Origin of the sequence: Natronorubrum marinum, from assembly GCF_052040125.1 — an archaeon.
Taxonomy (GTDB): Archaea; Halobacteriota; Halobacteria; order Halobacteriales; family Natrialbaceae; genus Natronorubrum.
In genome coordinates this window covers 15,303-36,114 of the sequence record NZ_JBPPFV010000003.1, presented here as the reverse complement: position 1 = coordinate 36,114, position 20,812 = coordinate 15,303, and the positions used below count along the sequence as shown (strand labels likewise).

At 66.4% G+C, this 20,812-nt stretch carries 18 protein-coding genes and 1 pseudogene; 9 read left to right on the top strand and 10 right to left on the bottom strand.

Going from position 1 to position 20,812, the window contains the following annotated elements; genetic code table 11:
- Positions 1 to 110 precede the first annotated feature (110 nt).
- Positions 111 to 1,823, bottom strand: a complete 1,713-nt coding sequence (gene pheT, locus ACSFC5_RS16515) for a phenylalanine--tRNA ligase subunit beta (RefSeq protein WP_440766348.1) — start codon at positions 1,821 to 1,823, stop codon at positions 111 to 113.
- Positions 1,823 to 3,349 (bottom strand): phenylalanine--tRNA ligase subunit alpha, encoded by a 1,527-nt coding sequence (gene pheS, locus ACSFC5_RS16510; protein WP_440766347.1) that lies wholly within the window; start codon positions 3,347 to 3,349, stop codon positions 1,823 to 1,825. The genes pheT and pheS overlap by 1 nt, the downstream gene beginning before the upstream one ends.
- Positions 3,350 to 3,881: 532 nt before the next feature.
- Here pheS and ACSFC5_RS16505 point away from each other — a divergent pair.
- Together ACSFC5_RS16505 and ACSFC5_RS16500 are read left to right on the top strand one after the other, a co-directional pair.
- Positions 3,882 to 4,823 (top strand): UbiA family prenyltransferase, encoded by a 942-nt coding sequence (locus ACSFC5_RS16505; RefSeq protein WP_440766346.1) that lies wholly within the window; start codon positions 3,882 to 3,884, stop codon positions 4,821 to 4,823.
- A gap of 126 nt (positions 4,824 to 4,949) precedes the next feature.
- Positions 4,950 to 6,614, top strand: coding sequence for a sensor histidine kinase (locus ACSFC5_RS16500; RefSeq protein WP_440766345.1), 1,665 nt, complete (start codon positions 4,950 to 4,952; stop codon positions 6,612 to 6,614).
- Positions 6,615 to 6,627: 13 nt separating this feature from the next.
- On the opposite strand, the gene ACSFC5_RS16495 is transcribed toward ACSFC5_RS16500, so the two are convergent.
- Both ACSFC5_RS16495 and ACSFC5_RS16490 read right to left on the bottom strand, forming a co-directional pair.
- Positions 6,628 to 8,088, bottom strand: coding sequence for a hypothetical protein (locus ACSFC5_RS16495; RefSeq protein WP_440766344.1), 1,461 nt, complete (start codon positions 8,086 to 8,088; stop codon positions 6,628 to 6,630).
- Between the two features lie 143 nt (positions 8,089 to 8,231).
- The gene (locus ACSFC5_RS16490) at positions 8,232 to 9,866 is read right to left on the bottom strand and encodes a tryptophan--tRNA ligase (protein WP_440766343.1); all 1,635 of its coding nucleotides are present in this window, start codon (positions 9,864 to 9,866) and stop codon (positions 8,232 to 8,234) included.
- A 119-nt stretch (positions 9,867 to 9,985) separates the two neighbouring features.
- Here ACSFC5_RS16490 and ACSFC5_RS16485 point away from each other — a divergent pair, with 119 nt between their 5' ends.
- Positions 9,986 to 10,384: a methylated-DNA--[protein]-cysteine S-methyltransferase gene (locus ACSFC5_RS16485; RefSeq protein ID WP_440766342.1), complete on the top strand. Its 399-nt coding sequence runs from the start codon at positions 9,986 to 9,988 to the stop codon at positions 10,382 to 10,384.
- Positions 10,385 to 10,428: 44 nt separating this feature from the next.
- Here the strand turns inward: ACSFC5_RS16485 and ACSFC5_RS16480 are convergent, their stop codons facing one another.
- The gene (locus ACSFC5_RS16480; protein ID WP_440766341.1) at positions 10,429 to 10,749 is read right to left on the bottom strand and encodes a hypothetical protein; all 321 of its coding nucleotides are present in this window, start codon (positions 10,747 to 10,749) and stop codon (positions 10,429 to 10,431) included.
- Between the two features lie 150 nt (positions 10,750 to 10,899).
- On the opposite strand from ACSFC5_RS16480, the gene ACSFC5_RS16475 reads away from it, so the two are divergent.
- Positions 10,900 to 11,829: an ornithine cyclodeaminase family protein gene (locus ACSFC5_RS16475; RefSeq protein ID WP_440766340.1), complete on the top strand. Its 930-nt coding sequence runs from the start codon at positions 10,900 to 10,902 to the stop codon at positions 11,827 to 11,829.
- Between the two features lie 339 nt (positions 11,830 to 12,168).
- Here ACSFC5_RS16475 and ACSFC5_RS16470 read toward each other — a convergent pair whose 3' ends face one another.
- The 4 genes from ACSFC5_RS16470 to ACSFC5_RS16455 form a co-directional block, all read right to left on the bottom strand.
- Positions 12,169 to 13,317, bottom strand: a complete 1,149-nt coding sequence (locus ACSFC5_RS16470; protein ID WP_440766339.1) for an FtsZ/tubulin family protein — start codon at positions 13,315 to 13,317, stop codon at positions 12,169 to 12,171.
- Between the two features lie 55 nt (positions 13,318 to 13,372).
- A complete protein-coding gene (gene endA / locus ACSFC5_RS16465; protein WP_440766338.1) occupies positions 13,373 to 14,437 on the bottom strand; it encodes a tRNA-intron lyase in 1,065 nt (354 codons plus the stop codon).
- Between the two features lie 352 nt (positions 14,438 to 14,789).
- Positions 14,790 to 15,566, bottom strand: coding sequence for a DUF91 domain-containing protein (locus ACSFC5_RS16460; protein ID WP_440766337.1), 777 nt, complete (start codon positions 15,564 to 15,566; stop codon positions 14,790 to 14,792).
- A gap of 43 nt (positions 15,567 to 15,609) precedes the next feature.
- Positions 15,610 to 16,218, bottom strand: a complete 609-nt coding sequence (locus ACSFC5_RS16455; protein WP_440766336.1) for a TlpA family protein disulfide reductase — start codon at positions 16,216 to 16,218, stop codon at positions 15,610 to 15,612.
- 126 nt (positions 16,219 to 16,344) lie between these two features.
- On the opposite strand from ACSFC5_RS16455, the gene ACSFC5_RS16450 reads away from it, so the two are divergent.
- From ACSFC5_RS16450 to ACSFC5_RS16440, 3 genes are all read left to right on the top strand, one after another.
- Positions 16,345 to 17,067: a hypothetical protein gene (locus tag ACSFC5_RS16450; protein WP_440766335.1), complete on the top strand. Its 723-nt coding sequence runs from the start codon at positions 16,345 to 16,347 to the stop codon at positions 17,065 to 17,067.
- Between the two features lie 171 nt (positions 17,068 to 17,238).
- Entirely contained in the window at positions 17,239 to 17,766 is a 528-nt protein-coding gene (locus ACSFC5_RS16445) for a P-loop nucleotide/nucleoside kinase family protein (RefSeq protein WP_440766334.1), read from the top strand.
- Positions 17,767 to 17,912: 146 nt separating this feature from the next.
- Positions 17,913 to 19,088: an HD domain-containing protein gene (locus tag ACSFC5_RS16440; protein ID WP_440766333.1), complete on the top strand. Its 1,176-nt coding sequence runs from the start codon at positions 17,913 to 17,915 to the stop codon at positions 19,086 to 19,088.
- A gap of 412 nt (positions 19,089 to 19,500) precedes the next feature.
- Here the strand turns inward: ACSFC5_RS16440 and ACSFC5_RS16435 are convergent, their stop codons facing one another.
- Positions 19,501 to 19,809: a MazG nucleotide pyrophosphohydrolase domain-containing protein gene (locus tag ACSFC5_RS16435; RefSeq protein WP_440766979.1), complete on the bottom strand. Its 309-nt coding sequence runs from the start codon at positions 19,807 to 19,809 to the stop codon at positions 19,501 to 19,503.
- A 111-nt stretch (positions 19,810 to 19,920) separates the two neighbouring features.
- Here ACSFC5_RS16435 and ACSFC5_RS16430 point away from each other — a divergent pair.
- Positions 19,921 to 20,502: pseudogene (locus tag ACSFC5_RS16430) on the top strand (inositol monophosphatase family protein); the annotation flags it as partial.
- A 92-nt stretch (positions 20,503 to 20,594) separates the two neighbouring features.
- Positions 20,595 to 20,768 carry a hypothetical protein gene (locus tag ACSFC5_RS16425; protein WP_440766332.1) on the top strand — a complete coding sequence of 58 codons (174 nt, stop codon included), beginning with the start codon at positions 20,595 to 20,597 and terminating at the stop codon, positions 20,766 to 20,768.
- The last annotated feature ends 44 nt before the right edge of the window (positions 20,769 to 20,812 follow it).

Below are 20,812 nucleotides of genomic sequence, written 5' to 3'. Positions count from 1 at the left end.
CTCGTCTTCCCGCGGCGCGTGGCGCCGCGCCTTCGTTCGCTCGCGATACAGACATTAAGCCGCAACCGCAAATCGGCCCTCAAACTCGAGAACTAAAACCGAACAACCGACTACCGCAGCGCCTCGAGATCGAACTCGAACGCCGCCACGGGTACCTCGAGATCGTACTCGATCAGCGCCTTCGGATGGATCTCGCCGACGATTCCGACGTCCTCGTCGTCGATCACGACCGACGCGGTTCGACCCGAAATGAAGGCCGGGTGCTCCGCCGGTGGGGTCTCGAGGTCGACGTCGAAGTTGCGCGCGAGCGCCTGCAGGCGCGCCTTGGCGTCCTCGTAGCCCGCGTCGTGGTTCGCGAGGACGGCCCCGACGTGCCGGCTCTCGCCGACCCCGGTGTTCTCGCTTTCGTCGAGCGCCGCGCGGAACCCGATCTCCGAGAGATGCTGTGGATACGAGCGATGGGTGTTTCGCTCGAGGACCATCATGAGCGAGGGCAACAGCCACGTCCGCAGGATGGTGTAGTCCTCGCTATAGGGCTCCTTGATCGTCGCCGGTTCGCCCGCGCCGTAGGCGTCCGACCCGGGTTCGATCTCGAGGCGTTCGTAATTCTCAGCCTCGTTGCTCATGTGGAAGTTCAACAGGTCCTCGAAGCCGAGGCCGACGAGTTGGGTGCGCACGGCGCGCTCGAGGCGCGAGCGCTCGTGACGGCCGCCGACGGTCCCCACGTCGGGGTAGGTCGGCTCGAGTTCGTTGAAGCCGTAGGCCCGACCGAGGTCGTCGATGACGTCCAGCGGATGGAGTACGTCGACGCGGTAGGGCGGGATGGTCACGTCGTAGACGAGGTCGCCGACTTCGTTCTCTTCTTTGACGGCCTCGAGACCCGACCGCTCCGCCAGATCGATCACTTCTTCGGGATCGAGGTCGATGCCGAGGATGGTCTCGATCCGACTGTGGGAGACCGTCTTCGTCTTCGTCGAGAGATCCGGCCGGACGAGTTCGCGATCGGGATAGTCCACTGTTACGTCCTCGAGCGTCGCGCCGCGCGCCGAGAGCGCGTAGCAGACGATGTTCAGCATCTTGTCGATCGTCCACTGGTCGGTGCCCGTCATCTCGACGAACAGGTCTCGAGAGTCCGTCGAGACCTCGGTCCGGCGACCGTTGATCACCGGCGGGAACGAGAACAGCCCGATATCGTCGTAGATCGCGGGATAGCGGTCGTAGCCGCTGACGAGATCGGCGTACGTTTCGCCGGTCTGGTGGTTCTCCAGAACCTCTGCAGGCGTCATTTCTTCGTCCGAATCGAGCGGCACGAACCGATCCTCGTCGGGTTCGACGCCGACGTACCGGATGGTCGAAGCTCCCTCCGTCGCTGACCCGCCTTTCAGCATCGTCAGATCGTGAATCCCGATCGCGCCCTTCGCGCGCTTGCGCCCCATCGTCGCGTGGAGCTTCTCCTGCAGCTGGATGAGCGAGTCGAGGGCGTCCCCGTCTAAGTTCACGTCGCGGATCACCGCGCCCGTGACGTAGGGCCGTTCGTCCGGCACCGACTCGTCGACCTCGATGGTCCACTCCGCCGCGTTCGGCGAGGGGACGTGGACGCCGCGGGCGTCGCCGTACTGGTAGCGCATCGAGCGCGCGACGCCCTCGACCGAGAGCCGATCGAGCCGATCCGGCGCGAACTCGAGTTCGAACTCCCCGTCCTCCGTCAGCCCCTCGAACTCGAGGCCGAGACCGAACAGGTCGTCTTTCAATTCGTCGTCGCTTTTCTCCTCGCGACCGGTTAACTCTCGCAGTTCGTCGGGGTCGATATCGACGGTGGGCATCAGTAGGTCACCTCCGCGTTCCGCAGGAACTCGAGGTCGGCGAGCGTGCCGTGGAGGTCGCGGATGTCCTCCGCGCCGGTGGTCAGCATGGCGAGTCGCTCGAGTGCGAGTCCCCACGCCATCACGTCGCAGTCGACGCCGAGGGGCTCTAACATCTCCTCGCGGAAGATCCCGGAGTTGCCAATCTCGATCAGTTCGCCCGTCGTGGGGTGAGTGCCGAACAGCTCGAAGCTGGGTTCCGTGTAAGGGTTGTAGTGTGGTTTGAATTGGATGTCCTCGATCCCGAACTGGGCGTAGAACTCCTCGAAGGTGCCCATGAGGTCCCGAACCGAGAGATCTTCGGCCATCACCCAGCCCTCGATCTGGTAGAACTCGAGCAGGTGCGTCGCGTCCAAGGTGTCGTTTCGGTAGGCTTTCTCGACGCTGAAGAAGCGCGCGGGCGGCTCGATCTCGCCGATTTCGGTGCCCGAGAGGTACCGGGTCGACAGCGAGGTCGTGTGGCCCCGAAGCGCGAGCGCCCGTGCGAAGTCCTCGTCCCACGGCGAGTGATAGCCTTCGCTGTCATCGCCGATACCCTCTCGGTGGGCGCGTTCGACGCGCTCGACGAGGTCTTCCGGCAGGTCGTCGATGTGGGTCGGCCGCTCTAAGGCGAACCGGTCCCAGTGGGTCCGTGCGGGATGATCCTGCGGCATGAACAGACAGTCGTTGATCCAGAAGTCCGCGTCGGCGTGGGGGCCGTCCATCTCCTGGAAGCCCATGCCCACGAGGACGTCTTTGACGCGCTCGGACATCTGCCGGAGGATATGGACCTTCCCGCCCTCGAACTGCTCGGCGTCGGCCTCGACGTTGTACTCGGCGAACTCGACCTCGGCCCACTCCCCGCTCGTCAGGAGTTCCGGCGTGACCTGCCCGACCGTCTCGGCGGTCTCGAGGCCGGCCATCAGTTCGGTGACGGCGCGCTCGGTCAGCGTCACCTCGCGGACGGTCGACTCGGTGCGCTCGAGCAGGCCCCGTCGCTCGAGTCCCTCGAGGGTGCCCTCGTCGACGTCGACGCTCTCGACGGCTGCGTCGTCGGTTCCCGAGAGCGTCTCGAGCGCGTTCGCTTCCGCGTCCGCGCTCGGATCGGCGTCCGGATCGGCCGTGATCTCGCCGCTGTCGATGACGCCGTACCCCTTGCGGGCGTAGTTCGAGAGCGCGATGTCGACCTGGGGTCCCTCGAGTCCGGAGGCACCGATGACCCGTCCCATCTGGACGGGATCGCTATCGCCGTCGGCCCCGAGCGCGGCCTCGTAGAGCCGCACCTCGGGAAGTTGCTCGTCCGCGTATTCGACGCCCTCGTCGGTGAGGGCGATCGTTTCGTCGACCCGCTCCGCGACGGCGACCAGCCCTGCCTCCTCGAGTTCGAACACCGCGCCGGTGACGGTCTCGGGAGGGAGATTGGTCGCCGCAGCGAGGGCGTCGACGGACGCCGCCTCGTCTGCGCTCGCGGCCTCTAACACCGCGACCTGTTGTGCTGGAAGTTGCATTCGCTTGTTCGTATGGCTGCGTGTCGGTCAGTTAGCGGTTCCGATACTGCCTGCCCGGCCGACCGCCGACCGGACCGCGTCGAACGGTCGGTTTCGCGGCGAGGACACGATGTGTGCGCTCGCGGCTCCACCGGCCCGGTGTCACCGGGCGAAGAAAAAACCGAATCCCTGACTGCAACGCAACGGTCGGTCACCGATACCGGCACGAACGTGGGATTCGGGTGCCATACCTCTCGTCTCTCGACGGCGGGCGAAAAACCTTGCGTTCACCGCCATGCTCGCAGGAGGGGACCCGGACCGGTGTCCGTCCGTGCCGATCCATCTTCGACCCGGATCACCTCATATCTCTCACTAAAATTTACTGTATCAAAATATTATACTTCGTCTCACGAAAACGCGGCTTGCACTTCAATCGCCTACTCTCGGATGTTAATGTAACAGTTTTGCAATCCATACGCATATCTGTTGGGATTACCGACACATTCAGTGCGGAGCCGCTACCGAACGGCTTCGCTCGAATACTACCGCAACTATGGCACGAAAAAATCATCCGCTCTCAGACGAGAGTCAAACGACAGTCGCGCGACGCAGTACGCTGCTCGCTCGACTGCCCTCGAGTATCGGCCGGTTCTGGAACGCACTGGTGTACAGTTCGACGTATCTGGCGTTGATCGCGATGGCCGAGGTGGTCATCGTCTCGGTTCTCCTCTCGCTGTCGCTGACGCCGGCGGCGGTCGTCGTCGGACTGGTCGTCTTCGCCGTCTACACCAATGATCGACTCGCAGACGTCGACACCGACGCGGTGTCGAATCCCGGACAAGCGGGGTTCGTCAGACGGCACCGGGGCGCCCTCTACGTGTTAGCGTCGATCGCCTACGGACTCGCCGTCGCGCTCTCCGTTCTCGGTGGGCCGGTCGCGCTCGCAATAACGCTGCTTCCGGGGGTGCTCTGGGTGTGTTACGCCACGGACTGGATTCCTGAAACCGGCATGCACGTCCGTCGGCTGAAAGACGTCTTCCTCGTTAACACGATCGTGGTCGCACTCGCGTGGGCCGTGACGCTGACGTTCCTTCCGCTCGCGTTCGCCGACGGCGCCGTCACGATGTCGGCGCTGTTCGTCTTCGCGTACTTCTTTCTCCGGGTGTTCACGAACACGGAGATTCCGAACGTCCGTGACGTCGAAGGCGATCGAGATATCGGCGTACTAACAATTCCGGTCGTCTTCGGCGTCGACCGGACGCGCAGGATCCTCGCCGGGATCGATTGCTGTACGGCCGGGCTCGTCGCGTTCGCCGTCTACACGGGGCACATCCCGCCCGTACTGGCAGTTCCGCTGTTAGCCGGACTCGCCTACTCCCTGGGCGTCACGTCGTTGGTCGGCCGGTACGAGAACGAGCGACTGCTGGCGAAAGCTGCCGAGTGCGAGTATCTCGTCGTCTTCGTCGTTCTTGCGTTCGTCGTACTGATCCCCTGACTCAACCGACGGCCTGAAGATATCTTTCAATGGTTCGATTTTTCCGCACGTTTAATAGCTAACGGAGCCATTCCCCGAGTATCGGTGTTCTCTCTTACATTTCTGTCGGGAATATTACTTGCAACCGTGGCAATCGGAACAGCGGCGGCACTCCTCGCCTGGCGAGAACGACCCGAGCCGGGCGCCGTTCCGCTCGTCGTGATGCTCACCGGACAGTGCATCTGGTCGGCTCTCCTCGTTTTCGATCTGGAGGCATCGACGCTCGGCGGGAAAGTCTTCTGGGCGAATCTCAGGTGGATTGGCGTCGTCGCCATTCCGGTCGGCTGGCTGCTCTTCTCGCTGGAGTACACCGGCCGGGATCGGTACGTCCAGCCACGCTACGTCGCGCTCATCTCGATCGTTCCGGTCCTCACCGTGATCTTCGCACTGACCGATAGTAGCCTGCTCTACACCGACTCGAGACTGGTGTACGAAGGTGATATGCTGTTACTCAGCCGGACTCCCGGCCCCTGGTTCTGGGTGATCGCCGCCTACACCTACCTGCTCGGACTGCTCGGGGCCGTTCCACTCTTGAAACTGATTCGGAACGATTCGCTGCCGTTCAGAGGGCAAAGCGCTGCACTCCTAGTCGGGATCATCGCGCCGTGGGCGAGCAACCTCCTCTTTCTCGTGGGGGCGATTCCGATCCCGGGTCTCGATCCCACACCGGTCGCGTTTTCGATCTCCGGGGTCGCTTGCCTCGGCGCACTCACGCGGTTTCAGCTCTTCGGGACGAGTCCGTCGCCGAATCCGCGTGCACGCCGACTGCTCTTCGAGCGGATGCCGGACGGTGCCATCGTCGTCGACGGACACGAGGTCGTCGTCGACATCAACGAAACCGGTGCGGTGATTCTGGGAACGGAACCCCGTGCTGTGCTGGGGAACCCGCTTCGAGCGGCCGTTCCCGACGACTTCTACGTCTCGTCGGACGGGTTGGTCTCGGTGCAACGCCCTTTCCGAAGCAGAGACGATGAGCGACTGTACGACGTGACGGCGACGCGTATCACCGACGTCCACGATCGAACGATCGGCCACGTCATCACGTTTCACGATATCAGCGAGCACGTGCGACAGCAACAGCGCCACGAGGTCCTGAACCGCGTCTTCAGGCACAACATCCGAACGGAGACGAACGTCATCAGCAGCTACGCGGAACTGCTCGCAGACGGTGCGAATCAGGATATTGCCGACGAAATCACGGCGAGTGCGCGACGTATCGAAGCGCTGGCGACCAAAGCCCGCGAAATCATCGACGTCTTCGAACAGGGACGCGAGTCGATCGAGCCCGTCTCACTCGAGATGCTTCTCCGCGATGTGAGCACGGCCGTCCGTACCGAGTATCCGAACGCTCGCATCGAACGCGAGTCGAATCTGGATGGGATCTACGTCGCCAACGTTCTCGAGCCCGTGTTCGCGAACCTCGTCGAAAACGGCATCGAACACAACACCGGCTCGGACCCGTTCGTTCGAATCGAGGTCGAGGCGGACGACGAGCGAGTGCGAATCCGTATCGCGGATAACGGCCCCGGAATCGACGCCTACGAGCGATCGTCGGTCGAACGCGGGACCGAGACGCCGCTCGACCACGGGAGCGGCCTCGGCCTCTGGTTAGCCAAGTGGGGCGTCGAAATCGCGGGCGGGTCGGTGACCTTCGGGACGAACGAGCCGACCGGGTCGGTCGTCACTATCGAGGTCCCGCTGTTGTACCCATCCGGCGAATCGAACGACGACTCGAACGGACTCGCGCCCTGAGTGCGGCGGGAGACTACCCGTTCGGGAGCCGCGTCGTCTCGAGCGAGCCCGAATCGACCCACTCGAACCCTTCCTGCTCGCCGGCCGCTTTCGCCGTCCTCACCGCGTCGGGATCGAACGACTCCGCGAACTCGATGCGGGTCTCCTCGGGTTCTATCGCGGGTAGTTCGGGAAGGAACTCGTCGTCCTCGAGCAGCCCCTCGACGCTGACGGTGCCGCCGGCGCCGAGGGCGACCCCCAGCGCGCTGTAGCGGTCGTGCTCCGTCGCGAACTCGTCGTCGGTCCCGAAGGAGTCGTTGCCGACTCGAGCGGTCTTCGAGGAGCCCGAGAGCGTGCCGAATCCGTCGTCCGACGACGCATCGCCATCTTCGTCGCCTCGCTTGCGTCCATCGCGTCCGTCGTCTCGCTCGGCCGTTCGCTCTCGCTGGTCCTCGAGCATCGCGTCGGCGACGTCTCGCGGCGACGGATCGGCGCTCGAGTCGCCGTCGCTCACCCTCGAGACCGTCGGCGAACCGCCTCGGATCTCGAAGCCGTCGGTTTCGGGCGACGGGGACGGCGTCGACGGTGTCGAGGCCGTCGCGTCCCCCTCGTTCGCTGCGGTCTCGCTCCCATCGGGTTCGGCTTTCTCGATGAGCGACGCGACCGAGGACTGGGCGTCGTCCGTCTCCGGGGTAGCGGCGTCGTTCTCGCTGTCGAAGAGTGACGGTCGCCGTTTCGCTCGCTCGAGCGCCCACGACGGCCACGGACCAGATTCGAACGCACCATTCGAATCGTCGACCCCGACGTCTTCGTCGCCGTCACCCGCTTCGAGGTCGTCCGCGGGAACGTACGCCTCGAGGTCGTGCTCGGGCAGCAGCGGCCGATCGAACGCCGAAATCAGCCGGCCGTACCGCTCCCGAAGGCTCTCGAGTTCCTCTGCCTCGATGAGTGCGGCCCGCCAGCGGTCGACGCCGGTCGACAGCGGGACGACCGTCGCACCGGTTCCGGCGAGCAGCCGTTCGTCGACAGCGTGCAAGACGGCAGGCAGGTTGTCGTCCGCCAGCGGCGTCTGCGGGTAGGTGACCGTCGCCTCGCGGGTGCGTTTCTTCGGATCCGTGGCGGTGAGTTCCAGCCGGTCGCGTCCGGTTTCGGCCGGCCCCGTCCGCGTCCACTCGAGCGACCAGCCGATCGACGCGAAGACGGCCTCGAGTTCGCGCCCTAGCGCTCGTTGGGCGTAGCGTGCCGAACACGTAACGCCGCGGTCGCCGTGGCAGATCAGCTGTCGAACCGTCGCCGTTCGGTCGCGTTCGTCGGCGAGCACGTCCGCGATGATCGCCTCGAGCGAGGCGTCGCCGCCCGCCTCGCCCGGGGGAACCGTCGTGTGGTACTCACGGCGCTGGGCGCGCACGTCGGCGGGCGTGACGCCGAAGGAGCCGAGAATATCGGCACAGCGCACGACGTCTCGGCTTGGGCTGGCGGCTCGGCCGGTCTCCATCGACCCGGGATACATCGTGGCTACTGATATGTGTTCTCCTCGGGTTCAGTGACAAAAAACGAACGAACGCGATCGCCTGCCGCCGCCGTTTCTCCGTTGGACCGTCGCTGCTGCCGTCCGGAACGGTTTCCGCTTCGTCGCCGTTACTGGCGTCGACGCGGCGACTCGAGTTCGATATCGGCGTCCTCGAGCAACTCCTCGACCTCCGCGCGTTTTGCCTGGTGCTCTGCGAGGAACTCCTCCATGAGCTGGGCGGCCTGTTCCTTGCAGTCGCCACAGAGGCGTTCGCCGCCGACGCACTCGTCGTAGACGCGCTTGGCGAACTCGTCGTCGTCGCCGGCGAGCAGGTAGGCGTACAGCTCGTAGACCGGGCACTCGTCCGCCTTCCCGCCCTTTTCGCGCTGCTCTTCGGCCGTCTCCCGGCCGCCGGTGGTCGCCGATTTCACCTTGTCGTAGCCGTCCTCGGGGTCGTCGAGCAGCGAGATGTGGCTCGCCGGCACGGAGGAAGACATCTTCCCGCCCGTCAGACCGGTCATAAACCGGTGGTAGATCGACGACGGCGGCTGGAAACCGTAGCCGCCGTTCTCGACTTCGACCTGTCTGGCGAGCTTCTCGGCTTCGGCGCGGTCGATCTCGAAGGCGTCGACGTGGCTCTCGTAGACCCGTTTCTCGCCCTCGAGGGCGTCGATGAGCGCATCGAAGGCGTCGTCGGTCGCCCGCCGATCGAAGAAGCGAGTGCGCGGACGGACCGGCTCCATCCCGGCCTCGTTCAGCTTCGTCAGCACCGAACTCAGCGTGTCGGCGTCCGCGTCGATATCCGACAGCGGCGTCCCCTCGAGCGCCTCGGCGACGTGGACGCAGCGAAGGTCGTCGTCGTCGAAGTCGGCGGGATCGAGTCGCTCGTAGAAGTCGGCGACGAGAGCGCGCTCGTCGGGTTCGAGCTCGAAGCTGGCGTAGGCTTCGCTCACCTTGAAAAAGCGCATCCGTTCGGCCAGATCCCGTGCCAGTCGGACGTGTGGGTCCTGATCCGGCCCGACGGGGATGACCGTGGGCTTTGGCTCCTCGAGTTGCGGGTAGAGGATGTCGGCCATCTGGGTGACCACGCTCTGCATGTGCGAGACGTCGGTCTCGCCGTCGAAGCCGTAGATCGCCTGAAACTCGGAGAAGTTGGCTTCGGCGCCGAGCTCGAAGGCGAGGTCCTGCACCTCGCGGTTCGTCGACTGACGGTAGAGTTCGCCTTTTTCGGGATCGAAGCCGAGCGCGAGCAGGGAGAGCAGGTAGCTCCGAGCGTGCTCGTCGATCTCTTCCCAACTCATGCCGCGAGCCGAGTTGGCCTCGAGGTCGGCAATCAGGCCGTAGGCGTCGGCCCCCTGCTGTTGGTGCCAGATGATCTCGTCGAAGACGAGTTTGTGACCGATATGGGGGTCGCCCGTGGGCATGAAGCCCGAGAGGACGGCCGCTGGCTCGTCGTTCTGCAGCGCCTGCGCGACGGGTCGGTAGTCCCGGTGGCCGAAGATGACCCCGCGGCGCATCAGGTAGTGGGGATGGGGGACTTCGTCCAGCACTTCGTCGAACTCCTCGATGCCGAACTCCTCGAACAGTTTTCGGTAGTCGGAGACGCTCGAGGATCCCCACGGGTCCAGCGCGACGTCGTCTGCGCCTGCTGCTCCGCCGTCAGAGCGAAGCTCCGACGAGGATTGCGATCCGGTGGATCGCTCACCCCCGTCGGTCAACGGTTCCCCTGACTCGGACTCCTCGAGTGGGTCGTCTCCGGTCATTACTGATTATTTTCGCGCGCGGGTTCGCAAAAGCCTTCGGCTTCGGTTCGGCGTCGAGTCCCCGGGTAGCGTCGCCGCTCTGGGCAGAGTAAAGATCACTCCCACCGAATGCACTGACGATGCAGATTCAGATATTCGGCCGCGACCGAGAGGTCGACGCCGCCAGGATCGACGCGGACGCCGAGACCATTCACGAACAGGTCCGCGAGTACGAGGCCGGCGAGCGGACCGCGTTCGATCTCGAAATCGAGTATCCCGAGGGCTTCACTGGGCGCGTCATGCAGGCGATGACGGCAATCCCGGCCGGCGAGACGCGAACGTACGGCGACATCGCGCGGGACCTCGAGAGCGCGCCGATCGCGGTCGGACAGGCCTGCGGTCGGAACCCGGTTCCGATCGTCGTCCCCTGTCACCGGATCGTCGGCGTCGACTCGCTCACCGGCTACGGCGGCGGACTGGACCTGAAACGCGAGTTGCTCGAGCACGAGGGGGCGGTGATTCCGGGCGAGTCGGCGTAGGCCGGGCGACTCCGAGCGGGAGATCATCGATACGGCGAGGTGGGTCAACCGGTTCGGCCGTCCGGCGCCGACGCCTCGCTGTCGACGAGCGCGATCGAGCACTCGGCGACGGTCGGGGCAGCGTCCCGGGATCTCGACAGGGTGAGTTGCAGGCCGACGCAGGTGCCGGGGATCTCGAGAGTCCGATCGCGCCGGAGTCGACGGACGAGTAATACCCCGGCTATCACCACCGCGAGGGTGGTGACGGCGGCTGTCAGGTAGTCGACGGCGACCAGCACGGCGACGAGACCGGCGACCGCGAGGAAGCCGGCGGCGATCGAGCGACCGGTGACGGGTTCGGGGTGCGTCGGGCGGTGTCTCCACATACTGTCGTAGAGGGTGTCGTCCGGCATAATTATAATCTGAACGCCATTTCAGTACGGTGGCTTACCGAACTCGGTTTCAGTCGGCGGCGAAACGGGTCCGCCTCGAGTGTCCGTGCAACTGTTATCCCGGTCGCGACCGACGGATCGAGCATGTCCGGCTTTCCCATCCTTACCGACGGAGACGTCTACTCTCAGTTCGACTACGAGACCGTCGTCGACGCACTGTCCGACGCGTTTGCCGAACGCGCAGCGGAAACGCTCGAGGCCCCGCCGCGCTGGTCCGTCGACGCCGGCGCGGGCGACCTGGTGTTCACCGCGGGCGCCGCGACCGGGCCGACGAACGCGGCCGGCTTTCGCGTCTACGAGACCTACCCCGAATCGGGCGCGGACCACACGGAACTCGTCGCTGTCTTCGACGCGACGACGGGCGCGTTCGAGGGGCTCGCCGTCGGTCACGCCGTCGGCGGTCTCCGGACGGGCGGGATCGGCGGCGTCGCGATCGACTGCCTGGCGCGCGAAGACAGCGAGACGCTCGGCGTGCTCGGCAGCGGCTTTCAGGCTCGAGCGCAGGTCGGCGCGGCCTGTGCCGTCCGCGACTTTTCGACGGTGTCGGTCTACAGCCCGACGGCTGAGAGCCGAAACGCGTTCGCGGAGACGGTCGACGACGAGGTCGAACCGGCCGTCCGCGCGGTGGACGATCCGGAGCCGGTCGTCCGCGAGGCCGACGCGCTCGTCTGTGCGACCGACAGCGAGGAACCGGTCTTCGACCCCGGCTGGCTCGAGTCCGGGACTCACGTCACGACGATCGGACCGAGGTTCCGGGACGCCCACGAACTGCCGCTCGAGGTAGTCGAGCGCGCTGACGTCATCAGTACCGACTCGCTCCCGCAGGTCGACGCCTACGACCGGCCGTTTCTCGTGGCGGAGGACGACCGCGGACGACTGGTCGAACTCGCGGCGATTCTGGTGGATACAGACCGCGGCCGGACGAGCGACGACGACCTCACGCTGTTCTGCTCGGTCGGCCTCGCCGGAACGGAGGTCGTCCTCGGAAAGCGGTTGCTCGAGGCACTCGCCTGATCACCCCTCGGTGCGGCGGGATCGCCCAACGCACCGCGGCTAGTCGCACTGTAGGCGCACCGAATCGCAGTTCGCCGTCGACGAACTGCGATTCGAACCGCGAGGGACGAGCGAGTGAACGGTGTGAACGAACGGTAGCGCGGAACCGACGGTTCCGCGAACCATTCTAGTGCGGGACCGCAGGTCCCGCATACCATGCGAACGGGCGCGTTTCGCCCGTGAGCAGAGGGTGCTACGACCCGCGAGGAGAAGTCGGCTGGGGGCCGTAGCACTCCTCTTCGCCAGCATGAGTACTACGCTCGTTTCCGCTTCCGTCGAGTGACCGGTGCCGCCTTCGATTCATTCGGCTCGATCTTCCGTCGCTCGCAACTCCTCGAGCCGTTCCACCGGTCCGACGCCGGCCAACACGACACCCGCGAACACCGTCTCGCCGTCGGGTCGCGGCGCGTCCCCGCCCAGAATCCCCGAGCCGCCGATAGCGGACTCGAGCGTTTGCCGGCCCTCGGCGATCGCCTGTCGGTTGAGCCACGCCGGCGGGCCGCCGACGATCAGGAGTCCGCGCGCCGCAGTTTCGGGTTCGCACTCGAGGGTGAGCTTCCCCCTGATCCCCTTTCGAACGACGGTCTCGACGGCGCTGACGGCCTCGCTCGTCTCGATCTCTCGCGCCGTCGGCACCAGCCCCAGCCCGAACTTCGAACTCGTGGTCTCGACGGCTTCTTCGGCGTAGCCGAGCGTGACGATGGCCGACTCGTTGCCGACGATTCGCTCGACGTCGCTCGCGTCGATGACGGTCTGGGCGACGGGGCCGTCGGACTCGCCGCCGCCGGCGAAGACGGCCGCGACTCGCGTCGCCAGCGCTCGATTCGATCGATCGCGCGCGTCGGCGAGTTCCTCGCCGGGCCGGAGCCACGCCTCGTTGTCGAACGGAACGATCGCGCTCGCGAGTCCCTCGAGTCGCTCGAGCGTTCGAACCGCGTTCGTTGCCGCGTCGGGCCGGGGCGGCGTCCCGTCGCCGCCGGTCGCCGACGCTTTTCTCGAGCCACCGCCGAGCCCGGACGGTTCGCCGGCGTCCGCGTCGAACTCCCCGTCGGCCGGCAGCGTCGCGAGGACGTACACCGACTCGTCGTAGGTCCGCTGGAGCGCCGCGACGAGCGCGGGGACCGTGCCGCCGCCGGTCACGCCACCGAGACCGACCGTGACAAGGAAGGCGTCGGCCTCGGTGGGGGAGCCGCGCTCGAGTACCTCGAGCAGTTCCGCGGCGTGTTCCCGGCCGGCCGCCGCCGCGGCCTCGAGCCCCCCGTCGAACGCCGATTCCGCGCCGTAGCGATAGCGGTGTGACTCGGGAAGCACCGTCCGCTGCAGGTCGGCTTCGTCGGTATCGAACGCGAAGACGTCCGTGAGAAAGGAGTGTCCAGCCGGCTCCGTGGCCCGAATCGTATCGGCGATCCGACAGCCTGCGCCGCCGACGCCGATCACCTCGAGTTGCATACGGCTACCCTCTCGCGTCGGGGTTTTTATCGTTGCGCTCGTGGGAGGCCCCGGATCAGGGCGTTAGCCGCTCGACCGACCACCAGTCGATCCCGCCGTCGGCGTCGATCAGCGCGAACACCATCGTCTTGCGGACGCCGTGGGCGAGGCGCACGTCGAGCGCGAGGTCCCGCGGTTCGAAGACGTGGTCGTCGGGATGCACCCGGAGCAGCAGCTCGGAGTGACCCAGGTTCTCGACGGACTCCACGTCGGCGTAGGTCCGGAAGTCCGCGCCGAACTTGTACCCCGTCTTCGGGACGACGTCCCGCTCGCGCAGTTCAGTGTAGACCGCCAGTCGTCGGGCGAACCGCTCGCCCTCGACCTCGTGACCGCGGTCGCGAACGGTCTCCGGATCGAGATCGATCGCGCCGCGTTCGGCGAGGAAGGCCGCCTCGAGCAGCGACAACTGGAGCGTCGGCTCGTCGTACTCCCGACCCTCGAGCGGTTGGCCGTAGAAGGTGGTTTCATAGAGGGTGAGTGGGGGCTCCCAGACGACGACCCGATCCGCCAGCAGGTCGGCCTCGCAGCCGTCGGGCAACCCGGCGTCGGGGGTCGACGACCCCGACGGATCGCGGGACGAGATGTCGAAGTACGTGATCTCGCTCTCCTCGTCGACCACCGCGAGGACGGCGTCTTCGAGTTCGTCCGCGGGGACGTCGGTTCGCTCGCCGATCACCCGCAGCGCGTACTCGATCTCGCCGTCACGGGGTCCCTTCCCGCGGGGAAAGACCGCGAAATCGACCGCTCCCTCGGGCGGGTCGGGAACCCACGGCTCCGCGGCCGGCGAGAGGTAGAACCCGCGCGAGCGCAGGTCGGCGTAGACGAGAAATCGGACGCCGAACTTCTCGCCGGGTTCGCGGGCCGCGAAGGCGCGGAAATCCATACGGTCGCCGCTCGCGTCGTCGACGACCGCCTCGAGGTCCCCGCGATAGAGCAGATGTGCCGCCTCGATCGGTGCGAGGGCGATTTCGTTGCCCTCGAGCGGGTAGCCGTAGCCCCGCGAGTCGTGATAGCGCTGTCGCGCGTCGCTCCCCACGCGAACGACGCCTGCATCCTCGTCGAATCGCCCCTCGAGTGTCATACGCGGGCTTTCGCCGGCCGGGACTAAGGGGCTGCGGATCGATTCCTAATCGGTAACGGATGGCGAGTGTCGGTGGACGATACTCGAGCAGCGGCGACTAATTCGACCGTCTCGAAAGCCCCTGGCACGCTGAACTCGCGCGCCAACCCTGCGCTCCGCATCTCACTTCGTTCGATTGCGGTGCTTGGGCTGTCGGGCTTCGCCCAGCGCAACGGAAAAGCAAGCTCTTCCGAGCATCGCGGACGCAAAGCGTCCGCTCAACGCCAGCCCCTTTCAGTCCCACCCACCCGCAGCGGCTGGTCGGGTTGCTGTAGTGCGGTGGATGTGGTTCCCTCTGAAGCGCATTGTTAGATTAGCTCCCTGCCGTGGATTCGGCCTCGAGCGGCCGTTCTAACAGCTCCTCACACGTCGCGTCGAGACACCGCGTTCCGCTTTTGGTTTCGAAGGTGGGGAGTCCACAGCCGCACTCGCCGTCGACGACGCCCGCGGGGACGGCGAAGCCGGTGTCACAGTCGGGGTAGTGCTCGCAGCCGGCGATGAGTCCGCCGCGTCGGAGGATTCGAAGGTCGCCATCGCAGTTCGACTCCGGACAGGCCCACTCGCGGTCGAACGCTTCTCGGACGGCGTCGTCGAGGGACTCACAGGCACGGTCGAGACAGACGTTAAATGCCAGCCCGCGCTCGACGCGCATTCTGGGGAGGCCACAGTCACAGTCACACTGCTCCTCGCGGATCGTCGCGTCTCGAGGCACTCCGTACCGATCTCCGCAGCCGACGCAGTGGACGCCGTTCGAGCGCACGAGCGCGCCGTCGCAGTCGGGACAGCGCCCGACGGGCGTTCCGGCCGCCGAGGCCGGATAGTGCGCGAAGCCGTCCTGATCGTGGGCGGCGATCCGCAGCGTCTGGGTGTCCTTCTTCGCCACGAGCGTGAAGTCGTTCGCACGGTCGCTCGAGACGCTGTCGGCCCGCGTCAGCCACGCGACGGGCTGGTAGCCGTCGCTGTCGTGGACGAGGACGGTGTTGTCGGGCTTGACGATGGTCGTCACCCGGCCGCGGTACTCCTCGCGGTCGGCGTCTTCGGCGATGACGGTACAGTCGCCCGCGAGCACGCGGATCGCGTCGTCGATCATGGACGGTCTGGCCGCGGATTGGTATTTAAACTCGAGGATACGATTAGCGATTCTCGTTCGCGGCCTGCTCGAGCGCCGTCTCGACGCCGCTGACCATCGTGTTCGCCGTCGTCCCGCCCTCGTCGCGCCAGTGAACTTCGCCGGTGCCGTCGATGGCGATTGTCGTCGGCCGGAGCGTGACATCGTAGTGGTCGTCGAGCGCGCCGGTTTCGTCGTTGCCGATCGTCCAGTCGCCGTCCTGTTCGGCCCACCAGTCTGCCAGTTCCGTCGCCGAGGGCTGGGCGCCGGCGCTCCCGTCGATGACGGAGAGCACGTGGACGGTCTCGTCGGGGCCGACGTCGACCGTCTCCTCGAGTCGGTCTCTGGCCTCTTTGACGCGCGGAAGGAGCGCCTTGCTGGTCGGACAGTTGAGTCGGGTGAAGTTGACCAGTTGGACCTGCCCGTCGGTGGGAACGCTGACCGTTCCGGCGTCGCTCCCGGGTCCGTCGACGGTCGTGACGTCGAACGGTGGCTCCGCCTGATCGGTTTCCGTCCCGCCCTCGCCGGCGGTCGACCCATCCCCGTCCGGGTTCGAGCCGCTCTCGTTACCGTCGAGACAGCCGCTCAGCACCGCCAGTGGCGTCGCCGCTGCGATGAGGGACCGTCGTTTCATGTGATTGCGTGGCCCGATTGTCGGGTGTCGAGACGACGACGCGAAGCCGGGTGTGTGTTACCCCTGCGTACGTCGTCGCGCGTTCTATCACGCACCACTTTTGGTATCCTCACCTGAACGTCTCGTATGGATTCTCTCGACGATGCGGACTCGGCGTTCGAATCGGGGATCGAACGCCTCGAGCGCGAGGTCGCGACGCTCGAACGGACGATCCGGGCGACCGACGAGGACGTCGACGCTGAACTCCGGTCCCGGTTCGAAGCCGTTGCGGGCGAACTACAAGCGGTGCTCGCGGAGTCAAACGGCGGTCACGGGATGATAAACACGCGGACCGGCAGGACGATCACGCCGCTGGCCGCCGATCCCGACGACGTCTCGCTCGCGGATATCGCCCACGCGCTCTCGAATCTGACTCGCTTTACGGGCCACGGGGCGGAGTTCTACAGCGTGGCTCGACACGCGGTCCACGTCAGCTACGAGGTGGAAGCCCGCGGCGGCGGTCCCGACGCCGTCCGCTGGGGACTGCTCCACGACGCCACGGAGGCCTACATCGCCGACGTCCCCGCACCGGTCAAGCGGAGCCTGCCAGGCTACACCCACGCCGAAGCCGAACTCGCTGCGGTGGTCCGGAAGGCGTTCGATCTCGACCTCTCGAGCGCCGACGAGCGCCTGGTCGATTCCGCCGACGGCGACGTCGGCCGGTACGAACTGGCCGTCCACTTCCCCGACAGCGTCCACGAGAAGCCGGCTCTCGAGTGCGATCCTGCCGATCTGGAGCGGCGACTGGGTGTCGACGGCGGCGACGGCGAACTGTTCCGCCGACGCGCTCGCGAACTCGGGTTCGAATGAGTCGATCGCTCGAGTCAGCCGGGTCGAGAGTCGGTTCGGCGGGTCGCTCGAGTTAGCTCGGTCGAAAGTCGGGCCGGTCGGAAGTCGACTCGAGAACGGCCAGAACGCGGCCTCCGGGGCGCGTTCTACGAACCGTTCGGATTTAGTATCCCTCCCGACAGAGTGTGCGGCGTGGCTCGTCCAACGCTCCTCGTCTACTGCGGGCTGCCCGGCGTCGGCAAGTCGGTGGCCTCCGGCTACACCGCCGATCGGCTCCCGGCGACGCGGTACCGCAGCGACGAAATTCGGAAGACGCTCTTTCCCGACCCGACCTACTCGTCCGCCGAGAGCGACGCGACCTACGCCGAACTGCTCGAGCGAGCGCGCACCGACCTCGAGTCCGGTTCGGACGTCGTTCTCGACGCGACGTTCCGTACGACCGCCCGCCGCGAGCAGGCGGCGGTCGCCGCTCGCGAGGCCGACGCGGACGTCCGCTTCGTCCACGTGACATGCGCGCTCGAGGTCGTCGAGGACCGCCTCGCCGAGCGGACGGACTCGATCAGCGACGCCGAGTTCGAACAGCACCTGCAGCTGCGCGACTCGTTCGAACCGATCGACCGCGAGCACGTCGTCGTCGACAACTCGGGGACGATCGAGGAGACTCGCACGCAGCTTGATCGACTGGTGCTGTCCGCGCCCCGCGAGCAGTCGACCCGCTGAGTAGGCGTGCGCGAAACCGGTAGTACGAGCACTCACTCGGCGGCACGAGCACGCAATCGGAACTCCGAGTGCTCGCTCGGTAGCCCTACCGCACGATCGGAACCGCGGCGTCTAAGACGCTACCCTCTCGAGAGGGTACATATCCGATGACGACGATCAAGGACAGCGTCCACGACTACATCGAGCTCGATCCGACCGCGGAGGCGCTGCTCGACACGGCGGCGATGCAGCGACTGCGGTCCGTTCGACAGCTGAGTACCGTCCAACTCGTCTACCCCTCAGCGAACCACACGCGCTTCGAACACAGTCTCGGCGTCTACCACCTCGCCTCGCGTGCGGTCGAGCGACTCGACCTCGAGGCCGATCTCGCGGATCGACTGCGCGCTGCGGCGCTGGTCCACGACGTCGGCCACGGTCCCTTCGGCCACCAGACGGAAGCCGCCATCGAGCGCCACCTCGGCCGTCACCACGACGAGATCGAGTGGCTGCTGACCGACAGTGATCTCGGGGACGTCCTCGAGGCCCAAGGGCTCGACCCCGAAGCCGTCGCGGCGACCGTCGACGGTCGCGGCCCGCTCGGCGAACTCGTCTCCGGCCCGCTCGACGTCGACCGACTGGACTACCTCGTCCGGGACGCCCACCACACGGGCGTCCCCTACGGCACCATCGATCACGCGCGCCTGCTCTACTCGCTGCGGATCGTCGACGACGAACTCGCACTCGAGGCGGGCGACGTCGCGACCGTCGAGAGCGCGCTGATCGCCCGGACGCTGATGAACGCGACCGTCTACCGCCACCACGTCTCGCGGATCGCGGGCACGATGCTCGACCGCGCGAGCGAGCGACTCCTCTCGAAGGGAGCCGTCGACGCCGACCGATTCGCTCGGCTCACCGACGCCGAACTGCTCGCGACGCTCGAGGACCACGCGCCGACGGCCGACGTCGCGACCCGCTTGCGCGAACGACGACTCTACAAGCGGGCGATCTGGCTCCCCCGCGGCGACGTTTCCGATCGTTTCGTCGGCCTCGAGTACGACCGCACGCGCGACCTCGAGCGCGAAATCGCCGACGCCGCGGGCGTCGATCCCGCGGCCGTCATCGTCGACAGCCCCGCCGAACCCAGTTCGCCCGAATCGCGGGCCCGCATCGTCGTCGAGGGCGACCTGCGACGGCTCGAGGAGCGGTCGTCGCTCGTCGCCGGACTGGACGCCTGTGCCCGCGAGATTTGGCGGCTGGGGGTCTACGCGCGGCCGGACGCGGTCGAATCGGTCCGGGAGGCGGCGGCGGACGTGCTCGAGGTCGACGCCGACGTAGTTCCGTAGTTTCGGATCCGTCGCCGGCCGAGGGTCGCTGCAGTCCGATCGAATCATCTGCGGTGGCGCGCGCTGACGGCGAGCCCGAGCCACGTGAGGGGATGCCGTCGACACTGTGCGAGGGATGAGTGACCGAGCGACGCGAGGGAACGAATCGGTTGGGGAGGACGTGGAAATCACCGTGTTCAGCAATTACAGGAACCCGTCGTGGGCCACTCGCTTCAAGAAGCGGACTGTCTCTCCTCACACGCACTTCCGAGATTCCGCTCACTCCCTGGCTCACTCGCTCACCCCTCTCTGCCTCTGTACCGCAGCTCACCGTTCGCTCGCCGTGCCACGACTCGAGGGCTGGTCGGTCCGAAAAGGAAACTCCGCCATCGATCTCAACCGCGAGAGACCCGGGTGATACCCAACAGCCGTGCTATTCGCCCGAACCGGGGGTTCCTTCGTCGCTCAGTCGCCGCTCGTACTTCTCGAGCGCCTCCTCGAGCGCGTCCCCGGCGTCGACCTCGAGCGAGTCCGCGAGCGCGAGCGTCGCAAAGAGCACGTCGCCGATCTCGTCGGTTGCGAGTTCCAGCTCCCTCGGCACGTCACCGTACTCCGTCGACGTGTTCGCGTCCTTCGCGAGTTCGCCGACCTCCGAGACGAGGTCGAGCAGTCGGAACTCGGGCGGGGTCTCGAGGCCGTACGTCTCGACGAAATCGGCGACCGCGGCTTGCTGGTCGTCCATACGGCTACGTGGGTTCACGGCGACAAGAACCGACCGAAACGCGATTGGTCCAACCGAGAACCGGTCGGGGAAGAACAACGACCAAGTAAGGATCGGCCGTACTCGAGTGCCATGACGATCCTCGACGAACTCGAGCGAACCGCGATCGAAGCCTGCACGGCCGGCGGCGCGTACCTGCGCGACGCCTACCGCGCGGAGGACACGGACGTCGACGCGGGTGTCTACGACGTGAAATCCAGCGCAGATACGGAGGCGGAACGACGGCTTCTCGAGGTGATCCGTTCCGAATTTTCCGACCACCCCATCGTCGCCGAGGAATCGGGCCGCCACGAGGGGACGGGCGAGTACACCTGGCTCGTGGATCCGCTGGACGGGACGAACAACTTCGAGTCGGGACTGCCGTCGTTCGCGACGGCGGTGACGGTGTTCGAAAACGGATCGGGACCCGGACTCGAGGATGCGCGGCCGGTTCTCGGCGTCGTCTACGTCCCGCTGCTCGACGATCTCTACGTCGCTACTCGAGACGGGGGCGTCCGCTACAATGGGAAGCCGGTCAGCACGGATAGCGACGCCAGCCCCGAGACGGCCACCGCCGTCTCCGTAATCGGCCACGACGTGAAACGCCGGTCCGAGCAGGCAGCCGTCTCCGACTCGATCAATCGAGCGCTCGAGGACCGCTGCAAGCGCCGCCTCGAGAGCTGGTCCCCGACGGTTCACTGGGGGCTGCTCGCTCGCGGACGACTGGACGGATCGTCTGCTACCGGCCGGACGCGGAGGAACAGCTGTTGGGTGAGCTGTTCGCGGCCGAGAGCGGACTGCTCACGGCGAGTGGCGGTGGTGATCGCGGGGGATGCGACGGCGGGAACAGCGAAGACCGCGGCGAGTGGTTCGCCGCCGCCGGAAACCGAGCGGTGTTCGACGCGCTCCGCGAGGTCGTCGACGAGACCGTCCGGCGGTGAGCGTCGTCGAGCGTGGTCCCTTCCGTCTTTCCCATTCTGGCACA